Origin of the sequence: Maribacter antarcticus DSM 21422, assembly GCF_000621125.1 — a bacterium.
Lineage (GTDB): Bacteria > Bacteroidota > Bacteroidia > Flavobacteriales > Flavobacteriaceae > Maribacter > Maribacter antarcticus.
This window is the reverse complement of sequence record NZ_JHZC01000023.1, coordinates 19187-46137: the sequence shown is the minus strand read 5'-3', so window position 1 is coordinate 46137 and position 26951 is coordinate 19187. Positions and strand designations below refer to the sequence as shown.

The window sequence follows — 26951 nt, the reverse complement described above, 5'->3', positions numbered from 1 at the left end:
CAGGCTACTACAGAATATACTGTAACAGTAACTTCAAGTGGAGGTTGTTCTGATGAGGATTCTGGAACTGTAAATGTCACAGCGAAAATAACTATCGGTGATTTTGTTTTTGATGACATGAACAAAGATGGTATACAGGACGATGAAGACACAGGAATAAATGGTGTTACTGTTAAGTTGTTCCAATGTGATTCTTACGGTAATGCAAACGGAGAATTAGTAGAAACCTATGTTACTTCTAATAACCCTCATACTGGAGAACCAGGATATTATAGTTTTGAATTATGTCAAAATAGCGGATCTTACTATTTAATATTTGAAGACATCCCAGATGGATACGAGTTTACTTCACAAGGAATGGGAGATATCGCTTTAGATTCAGACGCTAATAACGAGGGGGTAACTTCTTGTTTTGATGTTACTGATAAAGATAATACAACAATAGATACAGGATTAGTATCCGAAACATGTGCCGTGAGAATTGGTAATAAAGTAAGTCCAAGAGATTCCTCTGATGTTTACACTGCCAGAAACTCTGATACAGCTTGCATAGGTGACAATTTATATCTGTCGTTGTTCTTGCACGAGGAAAACTTAGCTAACTATAACTCCTACAACGGAAGTGATTTCCAAGGTTGGTCATTTACCTATGAATTCCCTAATGGAAAAGTGTTTACACAAGGTGATTTTGCTGAGCAAAGCTATAGAACTCGACAGTACCCTATAACTGAACAAGATTTTGGGAGTTATAAAGTAACATTTGTTAATCCTAATGGAGAGACAGGTATTATAAGGTTTGAATTGAGTTTGGCACCGGAATGTAAGACTGATGGAACTAGAAAATCATATTCAAATGATATTGGCATGGTTTATCCAGTACCAGCTTTGGCAAGTACAGAACTCAACATAGTGGTTAATACCGAAAACCAATCCGTAGATAATAACGGAGACGAAGACACTTCAGTATATGGGCTAAGTGCACGTCTACCACAAACAAAGGAAACCGTTACAGCCATGTTGTACGGCACTAACGGAAAAATAGTAGCACCCGCACGTACCTTCGAAGTAAATAAGGGTAGAACTGTTCTAAAATATCCATTAAGCAACCTAGCTACAGGGAATTATATACTCTTGATATCTGGTAAGGATTGGTCAGATAGTAAGCAGATAATTATTAAATAAATACAATTCTATTCTCATAATAGCCGTATTGGAAATTTCCAATGCGGCTATTATATTTTATATAAATTATTGAAAACACTGCAATCAAGCAATGATTAATACTCCCCAAAATTAGGACAGGAAGTTAAATTGTAATTTAACCAGCAAATATGAAAAGAACAAGAAGAAAATTCAGTGCATCGTTCAAGGCTAAAGTAGCCATCGAAGCGATAAAGGAGCGCAGTAGGCTTTAAGATTAAGCTTCCAAATTCGAAGTACACCCAAATCAAATTTCAAGTTGGAAGCGTGAGTTTTTGGATAATGCAGATTTAGTGTTCAGCCCGAAATCCGAAACGGAAGATGCTACTTCGGATACCAATCCGCTCTACAGCAAAATCGGTCAGTTGCAGATCGAGAATGATTTTTTAAAGAAAGTCTTGGGCAAATGAGCACCACCCAGAGAAGTAAAGAAAGTGATAAGATGCCAGCCAAGGCTAAGTCTTGTAGAGCAGTGCAAACTTTTTGAAATACATCGGTTGGACCATATTACAGGCAAAAAAACTAGAGTGGCTATAATCTGAGGTTGATGAAAGAGATAGACGTTTGTTTTTTAGAGCATCCTTACTATGGAGTAGAACGTATGACGAATTACCTACATCTTGATTTGGGTCATCGAGTAAACGTAAAAAGAGTTCGTAGGCTCTAAGCTTATGGGGGCTTCAAACGATATACAGAAAGCCCAGTTCCACTATTAAAGACCCTAAGAGCTATACATTCCCCTACCTTTTTAAAAATATAAATATCGAACACCCCGGTCAAGTCTGCCAGACCGATATTACTTATATCCTACTACTATGCGGATTTATGTATATGAATGCGATAATCGACGTGTACAGTAGAATATACTGAACTCGAGCGTTTTAAATTCGATGGATAAAGTGTGGAGTATAGAACTATTCAAAGATACTATTACTCAATATGCCGCACCACAGATACACAACTCCGATCAGAAATCTCAGTATACCAGTACCCAATACATAGACGTACTAAGGAACCATAAAATTCAAATATCATTGGACGGCAAAGGAAGCGCTTTGGACAATATTTATATTGAACGCTTCTGGAAATCCAGTACGTATGAAAAAATCTATCTAAACCCACCTAATGGAGGTTTTGACCTATATCAGATGGTCAATGAATATACTTAGGTCTATAACACAAAAATGAGGCACCCTGAAACCGGAAAAGTACCACCAATAAACTTTATGGTGCTAACAAAATAGCACCACGATAAACTAAGTAATACATTTAAACTATCCTACAGATTGGGAGTATTGTGATCAGTAAAAAACAAAACAAACAAATAACCAAGGAAACACTAAAATGGATGCATATCGCAATAAGCAATGCCAAAAGAAACTTTACGGAAACCTATGATAAAATCAAAAAAAATACCTCCAGCTTTACCTGAAATAATTCGTGTACAATCGCAATAGAAGGTACTTCGGGGAAAGATTGTTTGATAGGCTAGTAATAGCATTACAGCTACTCGATATTAAATGGATATACAATCTATTTTTTACAGTTCCTTTATGCTATTAGGCATAAGGTTAATTGTTTAGGATATTTCATCAAAATAAATAAAAGTATTGAGCCTAGAAACTGGTAAAATATAATTCTAAAACCCATATACTAGCATAATTTTATTGCCCCAGAACGTCTGACTATATTTCCCTGTTAAGATCCCAAGCCTCCAAATAGTCAGCTACGAACTTTGCGAACATACTCCCCAATGCACCATTGACCACGCGATGGTCGTAACTGTGAGATAGATACATCTTACTACGGATACCGATAAAATCCCCTTCATTGGTCTCTATCACAGAAGGAATCTTTCGAATCGCACCAAGAGCCATAATACCCACCTGTGGTTGATTGATTATGGGTGTACCAAAAACACTTCCAAATGTACCAACGTTGGTTACTGTATAGGTGCCCTCTTGAACCTCATCTGGCTTAAGGGCATTATTACGAGAACGAAGCGCCAAATCGTTGACGACTTTTGCCATGCCCACCAAGTTCAACTGATCTGCATTCTTTATAACGGGTACAATTAGGTTACCGTCTGGAAGGGCCGCGGCCATTCCAATATTGATATTCTTTTTCTTAACAACTGAATCGCCATTAACCGATATATTCATCATTGGATATTTCTTCAACGCTTTCGCAATAGCCTCCATAAAAATGGGTGTAAACGTAAGCTTTTCACCTTCCTGTTTTTCAAAGGCAGATTTCATCTTCGTTCTCCAGTTTACCATATTGGTCACATCTACTTCTATAAAGCTCTGTACGTGTGCTGCTGTAGCCACGCTATCTACCATATGCTTGGCAACAAGTTTGCCCATGCGAGTCATGGCAATGACTTCATCTCCTTGAGCAACTTTTACAGGAGCTTGCATTGGTTTTTCTTTAGCCTCAACTGTTTTTTCAACAACTGGAACAATCGCTTGTTTCTGCTCCACAACCGGCTCTATAACTTTTTCCGATGTTACAGGTGCAGTACTCTTAAGCTTCACATACTCCAAAATATCGTTCTTGGTTACACGACCGTCTTTTCCTGTACCTTCAATACCTTCCAACGCATCAAAAGAAACTCCTTCTTCTTTGGCAATATTTTTCACCAAAGGGGAATAAAAACGTTCCGAGCTCGAATAATCCGGCGTGGGAATCCCTACCATATCCTTAGCGGACAACGCTTTTTCAGCAGCAGCGACCATTTCTTCTTCTACAGCAGTCTCTTCCAAGGCTGTTTCGGTGCTGCTACTAGCTGCCGACTCCTCTTGGCTACCTGCAATTTCTATAATGGCAACGGTTTCGCCAACCTTTATAATATCGTCAATAGCAAAATACTTTTCAATCAAAACACCATCTACTTCGCTTGGCACCTCACTATCGACCTTATCGGTAGCAATTTCAAAAATAGCCTCGTCCATTTCAATAGTATCCCCAACCTCCTTCAACCAAGACGTCAATGTTGCCTCTGCAACACTTTCTCCCATTCGCGGTAGTTTCAATTCAAATTTTGACATATCGATAATTTATAAGTGCTTTTGTTCTTGTTTTTTGCAAAAATAGTAAATATTAGGGGTATTTACTGGTTTTGTATCAATATTATAATACTCAATTCGTTCTAAAAGAACCTTCAAAAGGTACCCTGTTCAAAATACTCCTGCCCAAAGTAACCTCATCTGCATATTCTAGCTCATCGCCGACGGCAATACCCCTTGCAATAGTAGAGGTACGTATTTTCAAGCCTTCTATCTGCTTAAAAATATAAAAATTAGTGGTATCCCCTTCCATTGTAGAACTTAACGCAAAAATAAGTTCGTTTATTTCGCCTAGCTTTACTTTAGTGACCAAGGATGTGATAGTCAGCTCCTGCGGTCCAACACCCTCCATAGGAGATATTTTACCACCCAAGACATGGTACTTGCCCCTATACTGACCTGTATTTTCTATGGCCATAACATCCCGAATATCCTCTACCACACATACTAAAGAGTCATCTCTTTTGGGGTTCGCACAGATTTCACATAGCTCCGTATCCGAAATATTATGGCAGTTACTACAAAACCGTACCGTAGTCCTTAATTGCGTAAGTGCATTGGATAGTTGTTCGGTCCGCTGCTCAGACTGTTTTAATAAATGCAACACCAAACGTAAGGCCGTGCGCTTGCCTATACCCGGCAACTGTGACATTTCGTAGACTGCATTTTCCAATAATTTCGAAGAAAACTCCATGCATTTAACTTTGCCGTAAAATTACGGACTATTTTTACTTTTTGTACTTTGACTTAAAATAATTTCGAATGACCTCCATCAATATCCTACTTTTAATAGGTGGCTATTTTGCCATGTTACTACTCGTCTCATATTTTACAGGGAAAAACGATTCTAATGAGGACTTTTTTAAAGCAGGAAAACAATCGCCATGGTACTTGGTGGCCTTTGGTATGGTTGGCGCCTCACTTTCTGGCGTTACTTTTATTTCGGTTCCAGGATGGATAGACAGCTCTCAGTTTAGCTACTTGCAGGTGGTTTTTGGTTATTTTCTAGGCTATTTAATTACAGCGTATGTGCTGCTTCCTATTTATTATAAACAGAATGTAACCTCTATCTATCAATTTTTGGATAGCCGTTTTGGATTTGTTAGCTATAAGGTAGGTGCTATCTCATTTTTTATTTCCCGGGTTTTGGGTGCCGCTTTTCGACTATTTTTAGTCGCTATAGTATTACAACAATTTGTATTCGATGCGTGGAACGTACCCTATGAGATTACGGTAGTCCTATCCATTCTACTCATCTGGATATACACCTTTAAAGGAGGTATTAAAACTATAGTTTGGACCGATACCCTGCAAACACTCTTTATGCTGGTTTCTGTGGGATTATCAATTTATTTTATACTAAACAAGTTGGAATGGACCTTCGTCGACTTCCTGAAATCTCCTGAACTCGCTACCTACAGCAAGACTATTTTCATAGATGATTTATTAGCTAAAAACCATCTATTAAAGTCTTTCTTGGGAGGCATGTTCGTTACCATTTGCATGACAGGTCTTGATCAGGATATGATGCAAAAAAACCTTACCTGTAGAAATTTGAAAGATGCCCAAAAAAACATGGTATCCTTTAGCGTGGTTTTGGTTGTTGTCACCTTTGTCTTTATGTTGCTAGGTGCGCTGTTATTCATCTATGCCGAAAAGTATGAAATAGCCATCCCACTTATGGATGGGCAACCTAAAACAGACCTTCTCTTCCCTGAAATTGCCCTGAACAGTGGTTTGGGTATGACCGTAGCCATCACCTTTATGCTTGGTCTTATCGCTGCGGCCTATAGTAGTGCCGATAGCGCGTTAACCTCCTTAACCACCTCGTTTTGTGTAGATTTTTTAGGCACGGAAAAGAAAACTGAAAAGAAGGCCAAATCCATACGACAAAGAACCCATATTGGTATGAGTGTATTGCTGGCATTAGTGGTCATCTCCTTTAAGTATATTTTAGATAGAAATGTAATAGACGGCCTCCTTACGGTAGCATCTTATACCTATGGACCTTTATTGGGATTGTTCTCCTTTGGCATTTTCACAAAACACCAAGTAAAGGATAAATATGTCTGGATCGTTACCCTACTGTCCGTAATTATGATTGTTATTCTTGGAAGACTACCAGCCGAATCCTTAGGCGGTTACGTAGTCGGATATGAACTTTTGCCCCTCAATGGCATGTTGACCTTTATCGGACTTTGGTTGATACGAAGGAAGTAAATCATACTATTCGACTTCTGATTTTATAGGTGCACGTATTACTATTTTTGTCGTCTTTGACGAGATTAAGGAATACTTTGTTTTGTCGGGATAATTATCAAATAAATTACTTCAATTTGCAACCTTATGGTTTAGGCAAAGTGAAGTAATCTATTTTGAGTTCGCATTATTTTCAGCAATACTGCTTTTAATCTAAATTCCTTCCAGGCGTATATGGTGCCCCAGCAGCCTGCAATTTTGATTCGTATTGCATTAATTCGTTATAGTAGGCCTTCATATCCGTTTTAAAGGCCATGAAATCCGTTTCGGCTATTTGGATATTCTGTTGCTGTGTTTTTGTTGGTGTTTGTCGTGTTCCCCAATGTCCGTAAGCAACCGAACCGGCTCTAGACATTATGGAAGGTACGGTAGATTCGTTGTATCTGTTTTTAATTGGATTACCAGATAAACGCTCTCTAAGATTTCCAAATTTGGTTTCCAAACTTTTCAATCCCCCAAATAACTGTTCGTTCGCCTTTGGTGTTTCGATTAATGCAGCCTTCATGTAGTTTATGCGGTTTCCGGCCTCTCCAATTTTGGAGCTAGCAGCATACATCTCCTTCAACAGCAAACTTGTATTTTGTTGAAATTTCGCCACTTCTTCAAAATCGATTCCAGACGGGCTATTCGGTGTTGGTTTCAAGGTAAATTCCTGAGCGGTGCTTAATTGTTTTAAACTTCCATTTTGTTGCCTATACAATTTTACGCTGTACGTGCCCGGTGCAGCTAAAGCACCTTCAGCTTCTCCGGCCCATGGCGGAACAAAGTCGGGTGTGCTCAAATCAATTGGGTCTGGCGGGGATAATTTCAAATCCCAAGAGGTACGGTGTAAGCCTTTTTTAGTATTTCCTTTAATCCATCGGATAGGCGTATTGTTTTTATCACTTACTAAAAGTAAGGTTTGAGGTTTTTCGTCATCAGCTTCTTCCTGCAATCGTTCCCAACCCGGAAACGGAATACTGATATTACCCGCTCTAGATTTCTTTTCAGCAGCCTTCCGCTTTTCTTGTAAGGTTTCTGGAACATCGTCTAAATAATAGGTAAAAACAGCTCCAAAAGGTGGGTTTTCGCTCACAAAACTTGTTGTTCCTTGGCCTGGCATACCTTTGGCCTGCATGGGAACACTGGGCACATACCACCAAGTATCCCGAACAGGAAAGAGTACTGATGATTTATTTCCTATCGTCTTTGCTATATTCCGTAACGGCGTGTAATCATCCAAAACATAAAAACCTCTGCCAAAAGTAGCACCAACAAGATCATTGTCCCGTGGGTGTAGTTCCAAATCACGAAATGCAATGGTAGGTGCACCTGCGCCTAGTTTTATCCAATTTATTCCTTTGTTTGGTGAAAAATAGATACCGTATTCGGTTCCAATGAACAATAAATTTTGATCTACTGGGTCTTGTTTCAAAACCCATACGATAGTTCCTGCGGGCAGATCACCCGCGATAGATTTCCAAGAACGACCCCGATTGGAACTCATAAAGATATATGGGCTATAATCACCTAATTTATGCGCATCCGCTATGGCGAACACTGTATTTTCGTTATGATTTGATGCCTCTACATCATTGATAAAAGACCTAGCAGGCACTTTTGGAAGTGCTGCACTTTTTCTCCAATTCTGCCCGCCATCGGCGCTAACATGCACAAGACCATCATCTGACCCCGTATATAACAATCCTTCTACCAATGGAGATTCCGATATTCCTGTAAGCGTAGCATATTTAGACATGGCCCCTGTATCATACAAGGCATCTATACTCCAAACACGGTCTATCGTCTCTAATTCATACCTATTCGTATTGGTCGTTAAGTCTGAACTAATCGCGGTCCAAGAATCTCCACGGTCGTCACTACGCCAAAGTCGTTGGGACCCAAAGTACAATCGTTTGTGGTTATGCGGACTTATAAGTAGCGGGCTATCCCAGTTCCAACGCTCGGGAGCATCACCGGGCGCAGGTTGTGGTTGAATATTCAATACTTCCTCGGTACGTCTATCCAAACGATGTAAAAGCCCCTGCTGAATTTCCATATAGGCCGTATTCGAATCCTCTGGATCAAAAGCAGATTCGTAACCATCGGCACCCAAGGGCACATACCAATCTTGATTGCGAATCCCTTCTGTATTGGTGGTCCGTGAAGGGCCAATTAAGGTTCCTAAATCCTGAGCCCCACCTACAATATTGTAAAATGGTTCTGCATTATCCAATCCAAGTTTATAAAACTGAGAAATCGGTAGGGTAGAGAAATGTCGCCACGTAGCACCCTCATCAAATGATTCATAAAGACCACCATCGGTCCCTGATACTAAATGTTTACCATTATTAGGGTCTATCCACAAAGCATGGTTATCACTGTGTTTCTCGCGACCTGTTCCTAAGTAGTTGAAGGTTTTTCCTCCATCGCGAGAGACCTGATAAAAAACGTCCATTTGATATACTAAATCTGCATCTACGGGAGAAGCTTCAATCTCCTGGTAGTAATGTGGACCGGTACCTCCCGAAATATAGCTATTTCGCTTTTCCCAACTTTCCCCTTTATCCATCGACCTATAAAATCCTTTTTCGGCGTCATCGGCTTCAATAGTGGCGTATACTATGTTTGAATTGGCAGGGGTAACTGCCAGACCAATTTTACCAATATCCCCTTCTGGTAAACCCGTTTTCGATTTACGCCATGTAGCACCATTATCAACAGATTTATAAATCCCCGATTTAGGGCCACCACCGAGCAAAGACCATGTTTGTCTGCGCCTTTGATAAGCAGCAGCATAAAGAACATCTGGATTAGATGGGTCAAATTCAATATCTGTGATACCTGTATTATCATCAATCTTTAGCGTTAAATCCCAAGTTTCACCTCCGTCAGCACTTCTATAAAGACCACGTTCCCCACCAGAAGACCACAACGGTCCTTCCGCTGCTACAAAAACGATATCACTATTTCTAGGGTCGATTAGAATCTTACCAATATGTTCCGACTTTTTTAGTCCCATAGACTCCCATGAAGCACCGCCGTTGTTACTTTTATAAACTCCGTCTCCCCAAGCTACGTGACGTCCGCTTACATTTTCTCCAGTACCCACCCAAACTGTTTGCGGATTGTTAGGATCTATAGTAACCGAACCAATAGAGTATGAAGCTTGGTCATCAAATATTGGTTTCCAAGAAATACCACTGTTTGTGGTTTTCCATACACCACCTGATCCTACCGCAATATACCAAGTGCTAAAATCGTGTTTACTAATAGCAATGTCGGCAATACGCCCGCCCATGAAGGCAGGGCCAATCCCCCTAAGCTTCATTCCGGAAGCGGCTTTTTCAACCGCATCTATAGTAGTAGTTTGAGCAAGGCTATTTGGTGTCCCGAAGAAGCAAAGGAATAGTGATATCAAAACAATATGAAAAATTCTTTTAAGCATAGGAAATCCTTTTAAGGTTGGCTTTACATTTAGCTATTAATCGTAAAGCGCACACTAATTTAATAAATGTATTCTTGTGTTTTGTGAAGCGAAGCCATTTTTTAGCCTAATACTGTCCAGTACTCAACAATACTAAGGTACAAGCAACGGTTACCTCAATATCGTTTTCCTTTAGTAATTTATAAAAATCAGGGTTTTCCGTTCCTGGATTAAAAATAACCCGCTTAGGTTTCAAAGTTAGGATATCTTGATAATACTCTAACTGTCTCACAGAGTTTATATATAAGGTCACTGTATGTATACCTCTGATTCCTTCTAATTTAGTCTTAACTTCTATACCTCCAATCGTACCGAATCTTATACCAAATGCTTGCGTTTGGATTTCTTTTTCAACAAGTCTGTGAATGACTAAATTACTGTAACGATTTGGTTTTAAGGATGCTCCAAAAACAAGTGTATTTTTCATTATGTTATTAGCTTGTTAAACTTTGATTTAGAATGTAATTATTAACTAAAAAATTCGTCTCTTAGAAGAGTAGAGGTATAAAACTTCCCAAATGAACATGGGGCAAACAATATTTAAGAGTGTTGATAACGCTATATATTTATAGTTAATGGTTAGTGTTTAGTATAGCCTATCAGCCTAGAAACCCAAGCTTTTGCTTGGGTTTCGTCTTTTTCACCATTATCAACCAGCACTTCTCACTAGGGTTAAGTAAACGTTAAAAACAACTATTTGCGTAACATCCTATCTTTATGGTAGTCTATTCCTATAGGATTGATATTGCTTTTGAAGAGGATTGGTTGGTTTTCTCTTTCGAGCTATCAATATAGAAAACCCGTGGTATAAGCCACGGGTTTTTAAATTACCATTTTATAATCGCGCTACCCCAAGTAAATCCACTACCAAAAGCAGCCAAAACCACTAGGTCTCCAGAATTCACCTTCCCAGATTCCCAAGCCTCTGTTAAGGCAATAGGAATAGATGCAGCGGTGGTATTACCGTACTTCATAATGTTATTAAATACTTGATTGTCACCCAAACCAAATTTCTTTTGAATGAATTGTGAGATTCTCAAGTTGGCTTGATGCGGCACTAGAAGGTCAATATCCGTTGGGCTTAGCTTATTTTTGTTTAATCCCTCCATGATTACTTCACTAAAGCGAACCACAGCGTTCTTAAAAACAAACTGTCCGTTCATATAGGGAAAGTACGACTCATCGTTAGGATCTGCATCTTCTAGAATATCCGTCACCCATCTTTTGCCCATTCCGGGCGCAATCAAGGAAAGTTCTTCTGCGTGCTGCCCTTCCGAATGCAAGTGTGTGGACAAAATACCTTTGTTTGTATCTTCCTCCCGACTTAGCACCGCTGCTCCTGCCCCATCACCAAAAATGACGGATACCCCTCTTCCTCTGGTAGACATGTCTAAACCATGTGAATGAAGTTCTGAACCAATCACCAATATATTCTTATACATACCGCTTTTTATGTACTGATCCGCTACAGAAATACCATAAACAAACCCCGAGCATTGGTTACGTACGTCTAGCGCACCCACTGTTTTGATTCCTAAATCTCGCTGCACCAATACGCCTGGGCCTGGAAAGTAATAATCCGGACTAAGCGTAGCAAAAACGATGAAATCTATATCATCTTTATCGATTCCTGCACGCTCAATGGCAATTTTGGCGGCTTTTACACCCATAGTAGTAGTGGTATCCCCTTCACCCTTGACCACATGTCGTCTTTCTTGGATGCCTGTCCTTTCTTGAATCCAAGCATCATCAGTATCCATAACTTTAGACAAATCGTCGTTAGTGACCACGTTGTCTGGAACGTAATATCCTAAGCCTGTTATTTTTGAATTATACATGTCTATTAATTTTCAAATGTATGATAAGAGCACAATATCTTATACAATGATTCTCTTTTTACTGTAAATATAAAACATTAAGTATTATCGGTACTCTAAGATGTTTAGTAAGCTGTATACGATAAAGGTCATATATGATTAACTGAATTTTAACAGTAGGCAAATAACGCGATTTCAGGATTTAGTTACCTTAGAAAAGAAATAAAAAGATTAAATCAATTTTTATTTTTATAAGTTTCACTTTTTTTAAAACTATTATATGAACAAATTAGTTCTAGTCATTACAGCTCTTTTTATCTGTTTAACCGCAGTATCACAAGAAAATTTAGGATATCAAAAACCTCCAAAAGATATATTGGATTTGGTTGAAGCTCCTTTGGCCCCGTCGGTCTTAATGGATGAGAGCGGAAATTATATGGTAATGTTGTACAGGGATTATTATAAATCTATTGAAGAACTTTCGGAAAAGGAATTGCGGTTAGCAGGATTAAGAATAAACCCAAAAACCAATATCGGTAGCAGAACTAATTATTACAACCATATAAAAATTAAGTCCCTTAATAGAAAAACTACAATTCAAGTGAGTGGTTTACCCGAAAATTCTAGATTGGCTAATTTTAGCTGGTCGCCAGACCAAAGCAAAATTGCAGTTACCAATACCACTAACGACGGTGTAGAAATATGGGTATTAGATTTAAAAAAGGCGGTAGTCAATAAAATCACAGATGCCAATGTCAATGCTAACATGGGAGATGTAATTAATTGGTTCAAGGATGGGGAAAGCCTTTTGATAAAAATGTTACCGGCCAAAAGAAAAGCATTGATAAATGTTTCGGAAGCTGTTCCTATGGGTCCTACGATTTCTTCCAATGATGGAAAAAAAGCCCAAAACAGAACATATCAAGATTTATTAAAGAACCCAAATGATGAGTTGAACTTTGAGCAATTGGCACTTTCTGAGCTATACAAGATAAATCTAGACGGAACAAAATCTAAATGGAAAGAAGCAGATATGTATACGTCCATAAGTTTTTCACCTAATGGAGCATATACTATGGTAGTGACCGTTGATAGGCCTTTCTCCTATCTTGTACCCTACCGTAGGTTTCCCTCCATAACCAATATCTACTCAAAAGATGGTGATTTGGTCTTTGAGCTCTTGAAGACACCCTTAATCGAAGATTTACCAAAAGGTTTTATGGCGGTTCGTATGGGAATGCGTAATATCAGATGGCGTAATGATAAACCTTCAAATTTAATATACATTCAGGCGTTAGATGGCGGAGACCCGGAAAATGAAGTGGAATACCGAGATGAAGTTTTTGAACTGGAAGCACCTTTCAACAGCAAAGGTGAATCTCTGTTAAAGCTGAAAAATAGATATGCCGGTATGCAATGGGGCAATGAAAATACCGCTATTGCATATGATCGTTGGTGGAATACCAGAAATACAAAAACATATTTATTTGACCCCTCAGATAATAGTAAGGAAGCAAAGATAATTTCCGAAAGAAATTATCAAGATGTGTATAGCGATCCAGGAGATTTTGTGACCAAACGAAATGAATTTGGACAAATGGTAGTAGCGTTGGATGATAATCAAAATACCTATTTATTAGGTGATGGGTATACCGAGGATGGGCAATTTCCTTTTGTGGAAAAATTCAGTCTGAAAACTTTAGCTAAAATAAGACTCTATACCTCTAAACTAACGGAAAAAAAGGAAGATTTAATTGAATACAACCCAGAAAAAGACCAACTTTTGGTCCGTATTGAGTCTCCAAGTGAGTACCCGAATTATTACTATAAAAGCATAAAAAAACGTAAAACACCAGAGCAGCTTACCTCATTTAAAAACCCTTTCAAGAGTATTCAAAACGTGCATAAGGAAGTGATTACCTATAGCCGTGAGGATGGTTTGGAGTTATCAGGAACTTTGTATTTGCCAGTAGGGTATGACAAAGATAAAAGAGAGAAGAAACCAATGATTCTATGGGCATATCCTAGAGAATATAAGGATAAAAACAGTGCATCCCAAAATACGCAGAATCCAGATGAATTCACCTATCCCTATTGGGGCTCCCCTATTTATTGGGTAACACAAGGGTATGTTGTATTGGACGATGCAGCCTTCCCAATTATAGGGGAAAATGATGAACAACCCAACGATACTTTTAGGACCCAATTGGTTTCGAATGCTAAAGCTGCCATAGATGCAGTTGACGAATTAGGGTATATAGATAGAAAAAAAGTAGCTGTAGGAGGACACAGTTATGGGGCCTTTATGGTAGCAAATTTATTATCACATTCCAATCTTTTTGCAGCAGGTATTGCCCGTAGCGGTGCCTACAATAGGACTTTGACACCTTTCGGGTTCCAAAGCGAGGAGCGTAATTATTGGGAAGCTCCAGAGGTCTATTATACCATGTCCCCTTTTATGCATGCCGATAAAATGAGGACTCCTTTATTACTGGTACACGGAGAAGCAGATAATAATTCTGGCACCTATCCAATGCAGAGCGAGCGTTATTTTAATGCACTTAAAGGTTTGGGCGCAACTGTTCGTTTGGTTATGCTACCTAAGGAAAGTCATGGGTATAGGGCTAAAGAAAGTGTGCTTCATTTGTTATGGGAGCAAGACCAATGGTTAAATAAACATGTAAAACAGGAAGAGAATACAATTGTAAATCCAGAACCAATTCTAAAAGACAAATAAGATAGTTTTATGATTATTGCTATACATAAAATTATAGCTATTGTTCCTTAGCATAGCACAAAAAAGTAAATTACTTCAGACTTTTTCAGTTTAAGTTGCAATAGTCTAGTATTTACAATATTCTATAAACTAGTCTATTATAAATATTTCTAAGGCCTATAAGTCTTACGTCGAGCCAATATATTGGTTTACTTGTCTCATTAATCTTGTAAGAAAAAATGGTGTAATAGATATCTGAAATTAGTTAATGTATTTTCGAAAACTGTTAACCTCTACCTTAGCCTTTAAGTCATGTAGCAAATTGTAGAGTCCAAAAAAGGTTCGATTCATATATAAGAAGTGCTTAGAACCTCTGTTTCCATTCATTTTACGTATTTCCTTATCTGAAGCAAAGCGTTCTCCTAAATCGGCAATCTTACCCCAAAAATCTCCATTTCCAAAATCAAAATTTTCTTCATGAAAAGGAGAAGTGAATAAACTTAGCATTTCATGGAAAAGTTTCTTGAAAAATTTTATTTCAGATTCACTATCTGTGGGCAACAGAATCTCTAAATCATATAATATTTCTGTAAAAATCTTGTCATTTGAGATGTTTTCCTTGGTTGCTAACTCAAAATAAGGAGTGTAAAAAGAATCTGGTAGCGCTTTAACACATCCAAAGTCTATGGCAATAAGCTCTTCCTCGTCATTTATCAAAAAATTTCCCGGATGTGGGTCCGCGTGTACCTTTCGTAAGCCGTGAATTTGAAACATATAAAAATCCCAAAGCGTCTGACCTAACTTATTTCCTACTTCCTGGGAAAAGCCTGTCTTTGTGAATTCTCCCAAATGATGGCCCCTCATCCAATCCATCGTGATAATTTTTTCACTCGATAGTATGGGGTAGTATTGCGGGAACTTTAAGTTCTCTATTTCATTACAAGCTTGGGTAATTTCCTGACTTTGTTCTATCTCTAATAAATAATTGGTTTCTTCTACAAGTTTATCCTCTACCTCTTTAAAGAATTTGTCTGAGTCTTTCCCTTTTATGTTAAACATTCTAAGTGCAATAGGCTTCACTAGAGCTAAATCACTACTAATGCTTTGTGCAACTCCTGGATACTGAATTTTAACAGCTAAATCTGTACCGTCTTTAGTTGCCCTGTGCACTTGACCTATACTCGCAGCGTTGATGGAATCCTTATCGAATGTATCATATACTTCCTCAGGGAACTTACCTAAATACTTTTTAAAGGTTTTCCGCACCAAGGGTGCTGACAGAGGAGGAACTGAAAATTGAGATAGCGAAAACTTTTCCACATAAGCATTGGGTAACATGTTCTTTTCCATGCTTAACATCTGTGCTACTTTTAATGCACTTCCCTTTAAGCTTTTTAATCCGTCGTATATATCCGTTGCATTATCCTCATTTAACTCATCTTTAGTTGTCTCGTAATTCACTAATTTTTTACTGTAATACTTGGCATAATTACCACCAATCTTTACTCCAGTTTTTACTAACTTGCTGGCTCTTTCAATCTTTCCAGTAGGTATTCTATCTAGTGTTTTCAATAGCTTTAGGCTTCAAGGATTAGGCAAATGACTCTTTGTACAAGAACTTTCCAAAATCTAAAATATTCTCTAACGGTGTGTTATCAAAAACATCAAAAATGGTGTTTACAGATTTTTCAATTGCCATATCGGTCTTCTCAAATCTGGCGGAGTCGTCCTTCATCCAAAACCTCAGAATAAACATAAATTGAAGCCATGCTCCTTCTGAGAAAAGTTGTGGATTGTGTTTTGTAATCTTTAGGTTCTTTTCAGCATTGCCATCCACTATCAAATCTTTGGCAAAATTTCTCAGATGCTTTCTGAGGCCCTTTAGTTGTTCCAAATTTTTCATTGGATTGTTTTCCTGCTCCAAAACAAAAAGCACGTAACTACGATTTAAGGTTAGTATTTCAAAAAATGTAAAAAAGAACGTCAACATTTTGTCCTTATTACTAAAACCATCATACTCCTTATTTTTTTCCATCACCTGTATGGTGTTTACAAAAAATTGTTTCCATATGCCCTTTTGTAAGGAATCCAATGAACCGTAGAATAAATAGAAATCTTCCTCTTTGATGTCGGAAACCTTGCAAAACTTATAGATTGATTTAGGAACCATTTCGTGTTCCAAAACATAATCCATATACTTGGCTATAATGATTTCAACCGTTATTTTTTTTGCTTTTGCCGCCATAGGTTGTTATTTTTAATTGAAGTTACAACTCGTTTTTGATTTCCAAACAAGTTACAAAAAGTTTAAGCTTTATTTAGCAAAAACGTGCTTCCCGGGGAGGAAAGCACGTCTTAAACAACCTAACCAATAAATAATCAATCTGTGATTATACTCGTAAAAACTTTTTCATAGCAATTTTTGACTATAACCACATGTCAAAGATACATAATGTTTAACCTTTATTAAAATAAATTAAACATAAAATATGTTAAACTTTATTTTTACACATATGTCAGTTTGTCACAATTCCACTTTGTGGTATTTTTTTTGACTATACTCTAACCAACAATAAATAAACATATAACATGGCTAAGGGTAAGATAAATGTTTCGGTAGACAACATATTTCCGCTTATAAAGAAATTCTTGTATAGCGATCATGAAATTTTTCTACGAGAATTAATTTCCAACGCAACAGATGCAACATCAAAATTAAAACACCTAACATCAATTGGAGAGGCCAAAGTAGAATATGGCAATCCAATAATCGAGGTCAAGGCTGATAAGGAGGGTAAAAAACTCCATATCATTGATCAAGGCTTAGGAATGACAGAAGAAGAAGTAAAAAAATACATTAACGAAGTGGCCTTCTCTGGTGCAGAGGAATTCCTAAATAAATATGAAGACTCTGCAAAAGACTCTGGAATTATCGGTCATTTTGGTTTAGGCTTCTACTCAGCCTTTATGGTTGCAGAAAAAGTAGAGCTCATTACCAAAAGTTACAAGGACGAGCCTGGTGTGCACTGGTCATGCGACGGTTCACCGAATTTTACACTTAAAAAATCTAAGAAAGAAAATCGTGGTACCGAGATTATACTTCATATTGCAGAGGATTCCTTAGAGTTTTTAGAAGACAACAGAATAAGTGAACTACTGAGCAAGTATAATAAGTTTATGCCCATTCCAATCAAGTTTGGCACAAAAACAGAAACCTTGCCTAAGCCAGAAGACGCAAAAGAAGAAGATGCTGCACCAACGGTCGAGGTGGATAATTTCATAAACAATCCCAACCCTGCTTGGACAAAGCAACCAGCCGATTTAAAAGATGAAGACTATAAGAGCTTCTATAGGGAAATGTATCCCATGCAGTTTGAGGAGCCACTTTTTCACATACATCTAAACGTCGATTATCCTTTTAATCTTACGGGAATTCTTTATTTTCCTAAACTAAGCAACGATTTAAGCGCTCAAAAAGACCGGATACAATTGTATCAAAATCAAGTTTTTGTTACGGATAATGTAGAAGGTATCGTACCTGAATTCTTGACCATGTTACGGGGGGTCATAGATTCACCGGATATTCCGTTGAACGTTTCAAGGTCTTATTTACAAGCAGACGGTGCAGTGAAAAAGATTTCCTCTTACATCTCTAGAAAAGTAGCCGATAAGCTTAGTTCGCTCTTTAAGAATAATCGTGAAGATTTAGAAGCCAAATGGAACGATATAAAAATCGTAATTGAATACGGGATGCTTTCTGAAGACAAGTTCTTTGAAAAGGCAGATAAATTTGCACTATACCCAACGGTAGATGGTGCTTTCTACACCTTTGACGAGCTACAAGAAAAAATTAAGGCAAACCAGACCGATAAGGATGATAAATTAGTGGTGCTTTATGCTTCAGATAAAGAGGCACAACACAGTTATATAGAAACTGCAAAAGCTAAAGGGTACGAAGTGTTATTGCTAGATTCTCCGATTATTGGCCATTTGATGCAGAAACTCGAAACATCAAAAGAGAAAATATCTTTTGCACGTGTTGATGCTGATCATATTGATAAATTGATTCAAAAGGAAGACACGCAAATCTCCAAATTATCAGATGAAGAAAAGGAAACCTTAAAGGTTGACTTGGAAAAAGTCTTCGGAGAAAAAAGCAGTTATACGGTACAATTAGAGGCTATGGAAAGTGATGCCTTGCCCTTTACCATTACTGAACCTGAATTTATGCGCCGTATGAAAGAAATGCAGCAGACCGGTGGTGGTGGTGGTATGTTCGGCATGGGCAATATGCCAGAGATGTACAACATTGTAGTGAATACGAATCACGAATTGGTTGGCGAGATATTAAACACCAAAACAGCCAAGAAAAAGGAACGCCTAATTAATCAATCCTTAGATTTAGCCAAGCTGTCTAAAGGATTATTGAAAGGTGCCGCTATGACTGAGTTTATCAAACGCAGTTATGAGATGGTGAAGTAGACGCTAGATTTTAGACCTTAGACTTGAGATATTTGAAACTCTATGCTAAAACTTTGATGATGGACGCGTCATTCTTGACGCTTCCTTAAAAATGTAAAAAGCCGCCTTGATTTATTCAGAGCGGCTTTTTTGTTTCCTCAACTTAAGTTTTTATTGATATTTTTCACTTATTTTGCTACAAGAAACCAACTCACAAATCATGCAGGACCCAAAGAGCGATGCTAAATACAAGGAAATACTGGACGAACTCCAGATACAAAGCTGGCAGTTAGAATTAGTAATTTCCGGTTTTGCCATTTTCGGACTTTTTAGCGCTTTAGACCCGTTAGAAGGTTTCGCTGAGCTAAAAAAAATGGAAGGGAGCAATTTCCAATCTATGTTTTTAGATACCATCTACATAACATGCGTGCTTGCCATTTTCAACCTCATCCTTCACGTATTATTACGAGGATTATGGATTGGTGCAGTTGGTATACGGTCAATTTCTGGAGATATAGATTTTGAAAAACTAAATATGTCTAAGGTTTTCATAACCCATCTGAAACAAAAAATAGGGTCTTTTGATAACTACATTATCAAGCTAGAAAATTATTCTAGTATCCTCTTTGGGGTTACCTTTTTGATAGCGTTCATTACGATTGCCGTATCCCTAAATTTTCTGATATTCTTATTTTTTGTGTTCTTCTTCTATGAAAACGATTTCCTACCTGTTGAGGTAAAAGCGGTTTTAGGCACTATTTTGTTCCCAGCCTTTATCTTTGGACATCTGATTACCATCATAGATTTTATAGTTCCCGGGATTGTAAAGCGCTCCCAAGATGTTGCTAAAGTCTATATGCCCATATACAAAGTATTTAGCATCTTAACACTTTCCTTTATTTACCGGCCTATACTGTATAATTTATTAGATAATAAATTTGGGAAAAAAATAATTTATAGTTTAATTCCAATTTATGGTATTCTATTGTTCCTCTTTTCATTGGAGATGAATCCTAGTAATTTTTTCGATATCAGCGAACCATCTTCAACTGAGGTTAGCAATCGGAGTAATTACAAGGACATGTTGGCAAAAAAAGGCAACTATGTAAGACGCGTGGCAATACCATCAAAAACAATAACAAAACCGTTTTTACATATAACCATACCGTATACCAAATGGGTGGAGGACGATATTATCGTCTACGATTCATTATTGAAACCCAAATCAGATGAAAGAGGCTATGAATTTGGGGTGAATATAAAATTCGGTCCGGACGAGGACACCAGCAAGGTAGAAGCCGTCACCTATTTGCAACACATAAATGACATGTTTGAATTTAAAATCGATAGCACAAAGATTAGAAGTGACTTAATTATTGCCTCTAATGAAGATGTACGTTTGAATTTGGAAATATTCGTAGATTTATTAGGCTATTCCAGAGGAAAACATATACTCACTATAAAACATAAAATATTTAAAGGGGATAGTACTGCTACAAAAAAATTTGCAACCATTCCTTTTTGGTATTATAATGAGAATGCAACTATAGCAGTACCTCTCGCTTTGCAAAAAACTGCTTTAGATAAATTACCTGAATACCTAGAAAAACCAACAGACCCGAAAGGGCATAAATAGTACTGTCCGATACAGATAGACTATTTGAAAAAGAGTTAAACGCGTCCATATTTCCAATAGTATTGAGTTTAAAGGTAGAAAACCAGTCTGTACTCGTATGATTCCTTCCAAATCCTAAAAACCAAAAAAGAGCAACAACTGCGCATCCAATACCAATCCAAAGCGTTTTGGAAACCAAAGGTATATACCCAATACTATGAGTATTTTCTTTCTGTAGTTCTACTTGTTGCATAACCGACCGCACAAAACCCTTGGGAGCCTTTTCCAACTCCAAAGCTTTGGTGGTCTTTTCTAAAAAGGCATTCAATTCTTTTGCTTCTTGCTTTTTCATCTATATAAAAATAAGCTAACTATTTGATATATGTAGATATAATTAATAGTCCTATTAATTGTTAAAACACTAATTGTAAGCTTCATAACCCTCAATAATTTCAGGCTCTAATTTGCTTCTTAAAACATGGGCCAAACGTTTTCTGGCCCTGAATACCTTTACCTTGACCGCGTTAGGGGTTAAAGATAATACGACGGCTATCTCATTTAAAGATAATTCTTCAAAATAAAAAAGCGTGATTACGATGGCATCAGCTGCTTGTAATTCGTCCACGGCTTTTTTAATGGTCTCACTTTGTTCTTTTTTCTCCAATGCATCCCACGTGTTCTCAAGGGATGGTATGTTAATATTAAAACCCTCATCAATGGAATCCGTAGCTACTGTTCGCTTTCTTTTTTTAAGAAGGTCCAATCCCTTATGATAGGTTATTTTGTACAACCAGGTAGAAAACTTGGATTCTCCCTTAAAACTATTCAAAGCTTGGTACGCTTTTAAAAACGCATCTTGGGCCACCTCTTGGGCATCCTCCGACCTACCGACTAACTTTAACGCCAAAGTAAAGACCATATGTTGGTATTTTTCTACCAGTTTGGCATAAGCCGCAGTATCGCCAGTGCGAGCAAGTGTAATTAAAGGATGGTCTTTGTCTTTGCTCATTATTACCTATAGGACGCTAATAACCCATATAAGGTTACAGGAAATTTAAAAAAATGATATTATAAAACAAAGACTAAAAAATATTTTTAATTTAAAGTGGTAGACAAAATAAAAAATCATCAAAGTAAGCATGAAGGTAATAGACCTAAGCTATGCTACTAAAAAAGTGGAATTAGACTCGCCGCCGGCATGGGGGCTCAACTAACTGCTTTAGTTTAGGTACTGCCCAACTTTTTTAAAACAGAAATTAACGAATAAAGGTGTAACCTCTCTGGTAAAGGTATCGTCCTATGGGCAACTAATGTTTATTTATCAATTAAAAAACAATCATTTTATGGAAGCAGGCTTTGTATTTGTCAGTTTATTTTTAGTAATCTTCGGAATTTTCTATCTCTTTTTCTCTACTCGCAACAGGGAACGCTTGGCCTTAATAGAAAAAGGAGCGGACGCCAGTATTTTTATGCGCCCTAAAACCGACAAAGCGGCACCGTTTTGGAAGATATTGATATTAAATTTCGCCTTATTACTTATGGGTATTGGTGCCGGCATCATGGTTGGTGGTATTCTATACAGTAATTTCAACGTAGAAGATGAAATTGCACTACCTGGCTCTATATTTCTTCTGGCTGGTACCGGATTACTTATCGGTTTCTTTTTAACCAAAAAACTAGATAAGGAATAATAACGGATATTCATTTATTATCACAGGAAACCACCTCAAAAACTGAGGTGGTTTTTTTATCTTCACAAGATGAAGGTAATCGCAACAAATATTGGCACTCCTACAACCTTTACCTGGAACGGAGCAGAAGAACAGACAGGTATTTTTAAGTATCCGTTAAAAGAGGGTCTCTTCCTAAGTAAAAACGATGTGAAGGGAGATACCGTTATAGATAGGGTACACCACGGAGGAAGCAACAAGGCATGTTACCTATTTTCAGCCGATTATTACCCCTACTGGAAAGAACGCTACCCAAACCATGACTGGGATTGGGGCATGTTCGGTGAAAACCTTACCATTTCTGGCATGGACGATGCTCAAATACGAGTTGGTACTATTTATAAAATTGGTGGTGCTACCGTGCAGGTATCGCAACCTAGGGAACCTTGTTACAAACTAGGTGTCCGGTTTGGAACCCAAGCTATTCTTAAGGAATTTATACAGCACAACCATCCCGGTACGTATGTTAAAGTTTTAGAGGAAGGTAAAGTAGTTTCTGGCAATGTTGTTGAACTTCTGAAAGAATCAACAAACAGCCTTACGGTTCAGCAATTCTACGAACTCATGTTCCAAAAGGAAAAACCTAGGGAAATTCTTGAATCATTCATGACCAACGAATCCGTTCCCCAATACAAAAAAGACCGATTTCAAAAATATCTAAAATGAGCTTTAGTTACCCTTGGCATTTATACCTCATGGCAAGCATGTATATTCTTGCCGGTATCTTTCATTTTATAAAGCCCAAAGTATACATACGCATTATGCCCAGATACATTCCTAATCATAAGGCCATGGTCTATTGGAGCGGTGTTGTGGAAATTGCTTTGGGAATTGGATTATGTTTTACTATCACAAAAAACCTTGCCATTTATGGTATCATTACACTTTTAGCAGTATTTCTATTGGTACATTTTTATATGTTGAGTAATGAGAAAGTCGCTGCCGGTATTCCAACTTGGGCACTTGTACTGCGTTTACCCTTACAATTTGGGCTCATGTACTGGGCCTTTAGCTACCTAGGAGTATAAATACAAAAAGGGGACGCTCCCGTCCCCTTTTACTGAAATTTAATTAAATCAACTTAATCAACTATAAAATTTTCCGAGTAGCTTTTTTTAGAATCTAACACTACCACTCTGTAATTACCAGCGTAAGCGTCTTGAAAGTTAAAAGCTTTTTCTATAATCATTTCTTCTGTAACCGTTTCTGAAAATACAACTCTGTACTCTTCATCATATACTTTGATGTCTACCTTGGACTTATCTAAGTTTAAGAAGTTGACGAATATCTTATCTTTCGTTTTACGAAAGTATGGCTTCAAGGTTTCCTTCTTTTCTATGATATTAACGCTTTTTTCAGCTATGGAAACTGTGTATACAACTAATCGGCTAGCATCCGAAGTAGTGAGGTAGTATTTACCATTTTCCAAACTGTGTAAATTAAACTTTTTGGTTAAGGTTCCATTTTCCATCTTTTCAAAATACAGAATATTTTCATTTGTATCCGTAAATGTCAAGGTCAAATTCTTTGCTGTTTTATCTAATGTCAAAACCAAGCTTTTAGCTTCTTTGCTCGCAATCAGACGAATTTCTGAATCTTTTGCCATACTTAAAGTTGTACTTAATAATAAGGCAATTACTGTTGTTACTTTTATAATTCTTTTCATGATATTAGTTTTTTTGGATTTATACTAATTACACTACAAATGTACCCAGCATTAAAGGCCTGTACTACAGCACAGTTTTCTGATTTATGTTCTATTTTAACATGTTAAGGTAATAAAATTAGTACTTAGGTTAATATTGCATATATTTTGGTTAATTTTGTAAAGCACAGCTTTAAAAAGCTTGTTTAATTTTATACTAGAATCAATATTAAAGTATGATTACACAAAAACCAAAGTTTGAAGCCATAGCCCCCACGTTTGGTAACTCCTTCACGTATCAAAAGTTCGATGAATCCAAACTAAACAAAAATTACGAATGGCACTACCATCCAGAAATTGAACTGGTATACGTAAACGGAGGTTCCGGTAAACGGCAAGTGGGAAGCCATATATCCTATTATACCGACGGAGAACTTATTTTAATAGGGAGTAACCTGCCCCATTGCGGACTTACAGACCGACTCACAGGTAATACCAACGAAACAGTCATACAGATGAAGTTAGATTTTCTTGGTAATGATTTTTTTAATATACCTGAGATGCGAAAAATTCAAGCACTCTTCGAAGTAGCCAACGGAGGAATCAGCTTTTCAGGCAAGACTAAAAAGAAAATTGGAGAGAAAATAGAAGTACTGGAATACCAAACCGATTTTCAACGCTTGTTGTCCATCCTTAATATCCTAAATGAATTAGCAAACTCAAAAGAAACTAAGCTTTTAAACGCAGAAGGTTTCTCCTTGGCTACAGACGTTAAGGATAATGATAGAATCAACGTGGTCTTTAATCATGTCAAAAATAATTTTAAAGAAGATATTACTTTAGAGGAAATGGCCAATATGGCAAATATGACCATTCCTTCATTTTGCCGTTATTTTAAAAAGATAACTAATAAAACGTTCGTACAATTTGTAAACGAATACAGGTTGGTGCATGCTTCAAAGCTTTTAGCAGAAAAACCTCTGAGCATTACCGAGGTTTGTTTTGAATGCGGATTTAATAATTTCTCCCATTTCAATAAATCATTTAAAACATTTACCGGTCAGAATCCATCAGAATATAGAAATCAACTTAAAGCGATTATTTCATAATGCAACAACTCTTTGACCGCGAACCTCAGCACCTGAACTTACCTGATAGCACCATTACCTATTATCCAGATTTTATGGGTGCTCTAATCGCAGACGACTATTTTACCTTATTGAAAAATAACATTGTATGGAAACAGGACGATATTAAAGTTTTTGGGAAAGTATACGCCCAGCCAAGGCTGACAGCCTTGTATGCAAACAATAACAAGCCCTACTCCTACTCCAACATTACAATGATGCCTCATCAGTTTACCAAGGAACTTCAATTTATAAAAGAAAAGATTGAAGTACTTTCAACAGGTAGTTTTACCACCTGCCTTCTAAACCTGTATAGAGATGGCAAGGACAGTAACGGATGGCATGCGGACAACGAAAAAGAACTGGGACAAAACCCTGCTATTGCTTCCATAAGTTTAGGAGAGCCCCGTTATTTTCATTTAAAACACAATACCATTCCCGATTTAAAACACAAAATACTATTGGAACACGGTAGTCTTCTTTTGATGACTGGCGAGACTCAACATTTCTGGAAACACCAAATACCTAAAACGACTAAACCTATTGGAGAGCGAATAAATCTGACATTTAGGGTCATAAAATAAAAAACGGCTCTTGGATCTTATTTTTCCGCCTACTATAAAATCGATAGCTATCTTTAAGATGACGGCGATGTATCTTAATTTTCTCATTTTCGAATTAATTTAGTATCCAACAGCCCTACCAAAATCAAATCAAATTTTGCTTTGTATCTTTGTACTGTTATGGAAAAAGAATTTACAGACCGCGAATTGGACCGCATTATAGAAATGGCTTGGGAAGACCGCACCACATTTGATGCAATTAGCTTTCAATTCGGTATCTCGGAACAAGAGACTATTGAAATAATGCGCAGGGAAATGAAACCTAGTAGTTTTCGCATGTGGAGAAAAAGGGTTCAGGGAAGAGCTACCAAACATGCAAAATTACGCACCGATGGTGTAGATAGATTCAAATGCAGCCGCCAAAAACAGATTACAGGCAATAAAATTTCAAAAAGATAATTGCCTTAGCGGTATGCTTATTTAAAAATATCGTTTAAAACTACCGCTAGTCGTATGCCCCCTTTTTGTAATTGAGACTCTACAGTAGACCACCATTTGTAGCTATATTGATACCCTATTTTCTCACCAACAGCAACAGATTTATAAAGCGTATTGGCTATATCTTGAGACTCTTCTACCCAGTCATATACGGTACCCTGTTGTAAATCGTTAAGCTGTTGCTTGGTAAGCTCAGGGAGGGTATCCGACAGTTCTGTAAAACTCATAGCGTAGTCATCAATCATATTGGAATCCCATACCCGATGTAGGTTACTTCCCCTACCAAACCACTGTACCTGTATATCGTTACCACCTTTGTCCTCCAAACGGCCAACATGCATAGGTTGGTGTAAATCTCCTACCAAATGAACTAAGAATTTTAAGTAAAATACCTTATCGGCACGGCTACTATTAGCATTCTTAATCACAGCAACACATTTATTAATTCCTGTTACCAAATCTCCTTGTGCATTGGGCGTTTCATCCCCGTACTTTTTATCCAGCGGAAAATTTACATAGTGTAACGCACTGAATTCCCTATAAGATTTATCTGCTTTTATTTCATCACCAAACGTAGAAACTTCGGCCAAACTTTGCCCATCAAGTAATCTATCTATAGCCTTTTTTGCCTTTCTGGTCAAGTGGTTTTCGGCAACATCCCCAACCACTCTATGTCCGGTTTTAGACCAGACCATATCGTTGGCAAATGTGATATGAGCACATAAAAATAAGAGTAAGAAAAACTTTTTCATTGCTTTAATTTTGCGCAAAAATAGCATATCGAAT

24 protein-coding genes and 1 pseudogene are annotated in these 26951 nt (G+C 37.5%); 14 read left to right on the top strand and 11 right to left on the bottom strand.

Annotation, left to right across the window (positions count from 1 at the left end; genetic code table 11):
• The 4 genes and pseudogenes from Q360_RS0115865 to Q360_RS25370 all read left to right on the top strand — a co-directional run.
• On the top strand, window positions 1-1182 hold a 1182-nt coding region (locus Q360_RS0115865; RefSeq protein WP_027077956.1), incomplete at its 5' end, for an SdrD B-like domain-containing protein.
• Window positions 1183-1747: 565 nt separating this feature from the next.
• Window positions 1748-1867: an IS3 family transposase gene (locus tag Q360_RS27500; protein WP_084273480.1), complete on the top strand. Its 120-nt coding sequence runs from the start codon at window positions 1748-1750 to the stop codon at window positions 1865-1867.
• Between the two features lie 223 nt (window positions 1868-2090).
• Window positions 2091-2369, top strand: a complete 279-nt coding sequence (locus Q360_RS25375) for a DDE-type integrase/transposase/recombinase (RefSeq protein WP_084273479.1) — start codon at window positions 2091-2093, stop codon at window positions 2367-2369.
• A 131-nt stretch (window positions 2370-2500) separates the two neighbouring features.
• Window positions 2501-2763: pseudogene (locus Q360_RS25370) on the top strand (transposase); the annotation flags it as partial.
• A gap of 122 nt (window positions 2764-2885) precedes the next feature.
• Here Q360_RS25370 and Q360_RS0115845 read toward each other — a convergent pair.
• Both Q360_RS0115845 and recR read right to left on the bottom strand, forming a co-directional pair.
• Complete coding sequence (locus tag Q360_RS0115845; RefSeq protein WP_027077954.1) at window positions 2886-4250, bottom strand: dihydrolipoamide acetyltransferase family protein; 1365 nt, start codon at window positions 4248-4250, stop codon at window positions 2886-2888.
• A gap of 91 nt (window positions 4251-4341) precedes the next feature.
• The gene (gene recR, locus Q360_RS0115840) at window positions 4342-4962 is read right to left on the bottom strand and encodes a recombination mediator RecR (protein ID WP_027077953.1); all 621 of its coding nucleotides are present in this window, start codon (window positions 4960-4962) and stop codon (window positions 4342-4344) included.
• A gap of 68 nt (window positions 4963-5030) precedes the next feature.
• Between recR and Q360_RS0115835 the strand changes: the two genes are divergently transcribed.
• Entirely contained in the window at window positions 5031-6488 is a 1458-nt protein-coding gene (locus tag Q360_RS0115835; protein WP_027077952.1) for a sodium:solute symporter, read from the top strand.
• 187 nt (window positions 6489-6675) lie between these two features.
• Here the strand turns inward: Q360_RS0115835 and Q360_RS0115830 are convergent, their stop codons facing one another.
• From Q360_RS0115830 to Q360_RS0115820, 3 genes are all read right to left on the bottom strand, one after another.
• Entirely contained in the window at window positions 6676-9954 is a 3279-nt protein-coding gene (locus tag Q360_RS0115830; protein ID WP_027077951.1) for a WD40/YVTN/BNR-like repeat-containing protein, read from the bottom strand.
• Window positions 9955-10060: 106 nt separating this feature from the next.
• Window positions 10061-10420: a CoA-binding protein gene (locus tag Q360_RS0115825; protein ID WP_027077950.1), complete on the bottom strand. Its 360-nt coding sequence runs from the start codon at window positions 10418-10420 to the stop codon at window positions 10061-10063.
• Window positions 10421-10820: 400 nt separating this feature from the next.
• Window positions 10821-11831, bottom strand: coding sequence for a 3-oxoacyl-ACP synthase III family protein (locus tag Q360_RS0115820; RefSeq protein WP_027077949.1), 1011 nt, complete (start codon window positions 11829-11831; stop codon window positions 10821-10823).
• Between the two features lie 259 nt (window positions 11832-12090).
• Here Q360_RS0115820 and Q360_RS0115815 point away from each other — a divergent pair, with 259 nt between their 5' ends.
• Window positions 12091-14547, top strand: coding sequence for an alpha/beta hydrolase family protein (locus tag Q360_RS0115815; protein ID WP_027077948.1), 2457 nt, complete (start codon window positions 12091-12093; stop codon window positions 14545-14547).
• Window positions 14548-14787: 240 nt separating this feature from the next.
• Here Q360_RS0115815 and Q360_RS0115810 read toward each other — a convergent pair whose 3' ends face one another.
• Both Q360_RS0115810 and Q360_RS0115805 read right to left on the bottom strand, forming a co-directional pair.
• A complete protein-coding gene (locus tag Q360_RS0115810; RefSeq protein ID WP_027077947.1) occupies window positions 14788-16098 on the bottom strand; it encodes an ABC1 kinase family protein in 1311 nt (436 codons plus the stop codon).
• 19 nt (window positions 16099-16117) lie between these two features.
• Entirely contained in the window at window positions 16118-16771 is a 654-nt protein-coding gene (locus tag Q360_RS0115805) for a TetR family transcriptional regulator C-terminal domain-containing protein (protein WP_027077946.1), read from the bottom strand.
• Between the two features lie 344 nt (window positions 16772-17115).
• Between Q360_RS0115805 and htpG the strand changes: the two genes are divergently transcribed.
• Together htpG and Q360_RS0115795 are read left to right on the top strand one after the other, a co-directional pair.
• Window positions 17116-19008 carry a molecular chaperone HtpG gene (htpG, locus tag Q360_RS0115800; RefSeq protein WP_027077945.1) on the top strand — a complete coding sequence of 631 codons (1893 nt, stop codon included), beginning with the start codon at window positions 17116-17118 and terminating at the stop codon, window positions 19006-19008.
• A gap of 199 nt (window positions 19009-19207) precedes the next feature.
• A complete protein-coding gene (locus Q360_RS0115795; RefSeq protein ID WP_027077944.1) occupies window positions 19208-20623 on the top strand; it encodes a hypothetical protein in 1416 nt (471 codons plus the stop codon).
• On the opposite strand, the gene Q360_RS25900 is transcribed toward Q360_RS0115795, so the two are convergent.
• Both Q360_RS25900 and Q360_RS0115790 read right to left on the bottom strand, forming a co-directional pair.
• On the bottom strand, window positions 20532-20954 hold the full coding sequence (locus Q360_RS25900) for a hypothetical protein (RefSeq protein WP_156950138.1): 423 nt from the start codon (window positions 20952-20954) through the stop codon (window positions 20532-20534). The two genes, Q360_RS0115795 and Q360_RS25900, sit on opposite strands and share 92 nt — an antisense overlap.
• A gap of 69 nt (window positions 20955-21023) precedes the next feature.
• On the bottom strand, window positions 21024-21611 hold the full coding sequence (locus Q360_RS0115790) for an RNA polymerase sigma factor (protein WP_027077943.1): 588 nt from the start codon (window positions 21609-21611) through the stop codon (window positions 21024-21026).
• Window positions 21612-21945: 334 nt separating this feature from the next.
• On the opposite strand from Q360_RS0115790, the gene Q360_RS0115785 reads away from it, so the two are divergent.
• The 3 genes from Q360_RS0115785 (at window position 21946) to Q360_RS0115775 (ending at window position 23360) form a co-directional block, all read left to right on the top strand.
• A complete protein-coding gene (locus Q360_RS0115785; RefSeq protein ID WP_027077942.1) occupies window positions 21946-22293 on the top strand; it encodes a DUF6249 domain-containing protein in 348 nt (115 codons plus the stop codon).
• Window positions 22294-22362: 69 nt separating this feature from the next.
• Window positions 22363-22998 (top strand): MOSC domain-containing protein, encoded by a 636-nt coding sequence (locus tag Q360_RS0115780; protein ID WP_027077941.1) that lies wholly within the window; start codon window positions 22363-22365, stop codon window positions 22996-22998.
• On the top strand, window positions 22995-23360 hold the full coding sequence (locus Q360_RS0115775) for a DoxX family protein (RefSeq protein WP_036196185.1): 366 nt from the start codon (window positions 22995-22997) through the stop codon (window positions 23358-23360). Before Q360_RS0115780 ends, Q360_RS0115775 begins: the two co-directional genes overlap by 4 nt.
• A 53-nt stretch (window positions 23361-23413) precedes the next feature.
• On the opposite strand, the gene Q360_RS24835 is transcribed toward Q360_RS0115775, so the two are convergent.
• The gene (locus tag Q360_RS24835) at window positions 23414-23998 is read right to left on the bottom strand and encodes a hypothetical protein (protein WP_051554769.1); all 585 of its coding nucleotides are present in this window, start codon (window positions 23996-23998) and stop codon (window positions 23414-23416) included.
• A 215-nt stretch (window positions 23999-24213) separates the two neighbouring features.
• Between Q360_RS24835 and Q360_RS0115765 the strand changes: the two genes are divergently transcribed.
• From Q360_RS0115765 to Q360_RS0115755, 3 genes are all read left to right on the top strand, one after another.
• A complete protein-coding gene (locus Q360_RS0115765) occupies window positions 24214-25086 on the top strand; it encodes an AraC family transcriptional regulator (protein ID WP_027077939.1) in 873 nt (290 codons plus the stop codon).
• Window positions 25086-25688 carry an alpha-ketoglutarate-dependent dioxygenase AlkB family protein gene (locus Q360_RS0115760; RefSeq protein ID WP_027077938.1) on the top strand — a complete coding sequence of 201 codons (603 nt, stop codon included), beginning with the start codon at window positions 25086-25088 and terminating at the stop codon, window positions 25686-25688. The genes Q360_RS0115765 and Q360_RS0115760 overlap by 1 nt, the downstream gene beginning before the upstream one ends.
• 159 nt (window positions 25689-25847) lie before the next feature.
• The gene (locus Q360_RS0115755) at window positions 25848-26126 is read left to right on the top strand and encodes a TIGR03643 family protein (RefSeq protein ID WP_027077937.1); all 279 of its coding nucleotides are present in this window, start codon (window positions 25848-25850) and stop codon (window positions 26124-26126) included.
• A 17-nt stretch (window positions 26127-26143) separates the two neighbouring features.
• Here Q360_RS0115755 and Q360_RS0115750 read toward each other — a convergent pair whose 3' ends face one another.
• A complete protein-coding gene (locus tag Q360_RS0115750; RefSeq protein ID WP_027077936.1) occupies window positions 26144-26917 on the bottom strand; it encodes a S1/P1 nuclease in 774 nt (257 codons plus the stop codon).
• Window positions 26918-26951: the final 34 nt, after the last annotated feature.

Coding starts and splice junctions, on each gene's coding strand:
- Q360_RS0115755 (WP_027077937.1), top strand. CDS start 25,848: ATGGAAAAAGAATTTACAGACCGCGAATTGGACCGCATTATAGAAATG.
- Q360_RS0115820 (WP_027077949.1), bottom strand. CDS start 11,831: ATGTATAATTCAAAAATAACAGGCTTAGGATATTACGTTCCAGACAAC.
- Q360_RS0115845 (WP_027077954.1), bottom strand. CDS start 4,250: ATGTCAAAATTTGAATTGAAACTACCGCGAATGGGAGAAAGTGTTGCA.
- Q360_RS0115775 (WP_036196185.1), top strand. CDS start 22,995: ATGAGCTTTAGTTACCCTTGGCATTTATACCTCATGGCAAGCATGTAT.
- Q360_RS0115805 (WP_027077946.1), bottom strand. CDS start 16,771: ATGGCGGCAAAAGCAAAAAAAATAACGGTTGAAATCATTATAGCCAAG.
- Q360_RS0115795 (WP_027077944.1), top strand. CDS start 19,208: ATGCAGGACCCAAAGAGCGATGCTAAATACAAGGAAATACTGGACGAA.
- Q360_RS27500 (WP_084273480.1), top strand. CDS start 1,748: ATGAAAGAGATAGACGTTTGTTTTTTAGAGCATCCTTACTATGGAGTA.
- Q360_RS0115825 (WP_027077950.1), bottom strand. CDS start 10,420: ATGAAAAATACACTTGTTTTTGGAGCATCCTTAAAACCAAATCGTTAC.
- Q360_RS0115815 (WP_027077948.1), top strand. CDS start 12,091: ATGAACAAATTAGTTCTAGTCATTACAGCTCTTTTTATCTGTTTAACC.
- Q360_RS0115835 (WP_027077952.1), top strand. CDS start 5,031: ATGACCTCCATCAATATCCTACTTTTAATAGGTGGCTATTTTGCCATG.
- Q360_RS0115750 (WP_027077936.1), bottom strand. CDS start 26,917: ATGAAAAAGTTTTTCTTACTCTTATTTTTATGTGCTCATATCACATTT.
- Q360_RS0115790 (WP_027077943.1), bottom strand. CDS start 21,611: ATGAGCAAAGACAAAGACCATCCTTTAATTACACTTGCTCGCACTGGC.
- recR (WP_027077953.1), bottom strand. CDS start 4,962: ATGGAGTTTTCTTCGAAATTATTGGAAAATGCAGTCTACGAAATGTCA.
- Q360_RS0115830 (WP_027077951.1), bottom strand. CDS start 9,954: ATGCTTAAAAGAATTTTTCATATTGTTTTGATATCACTATTCCTTTGC.
- Q360_RS25900 (WP_156950138.1), bottom strand. CDS start 20,954: ATGAAAAAGCAAGAAGCAAAAGAATTGAATGCCTTTTTAGAAAAGACC.
- Q360_RS0115760 (WP_027077938.1), top strand. CDS start 25,086: ATGCAACAACTCTTTGACCGCGAACCTCAGCACCTGAACTTACCTGAT.
- Q360_RS0115785 (WP_027077942.1), top strand. CDS start 21,946: ATGGAAGCAGGCTTTGTATTTGTCAGTTTATTTTTAGTAATCTTCGGA.
- Q360_RS25375 (WP_084273479.1), top strand. CDS start 2,091: ATGGATAAAGTGTGGAGTATAGAACTATTCAAAGATACTATTACTCAA.
- Q360_RS0115765 (WP_027077939.1), top strand. CDS start 24,214: ATGATTACACAAAAACCAAAGTTTGAAGCCATAGCCCCCACGTTTGGT.
- Q360_RS0115780 (WP_027077941.1), top strand. CDS start 22,363: ATGAAGGTAATCGCAACAAATATTGGCACTCCTACAACCTTTACCTGG.
- htpG (WP_027077945.1), top strand. CDS start 17,116: ATGGCTAAGGGTAAGATAAATGTTTCGGTAGACAACATATTTCCGCTT.
- Q360_RS24835 (WP_051554769.1), bottom strand. CDS start 23,998: ATGAAAAGAATTATAAAAGTAACAACAGTAATTGCCTTATTATTAAGT.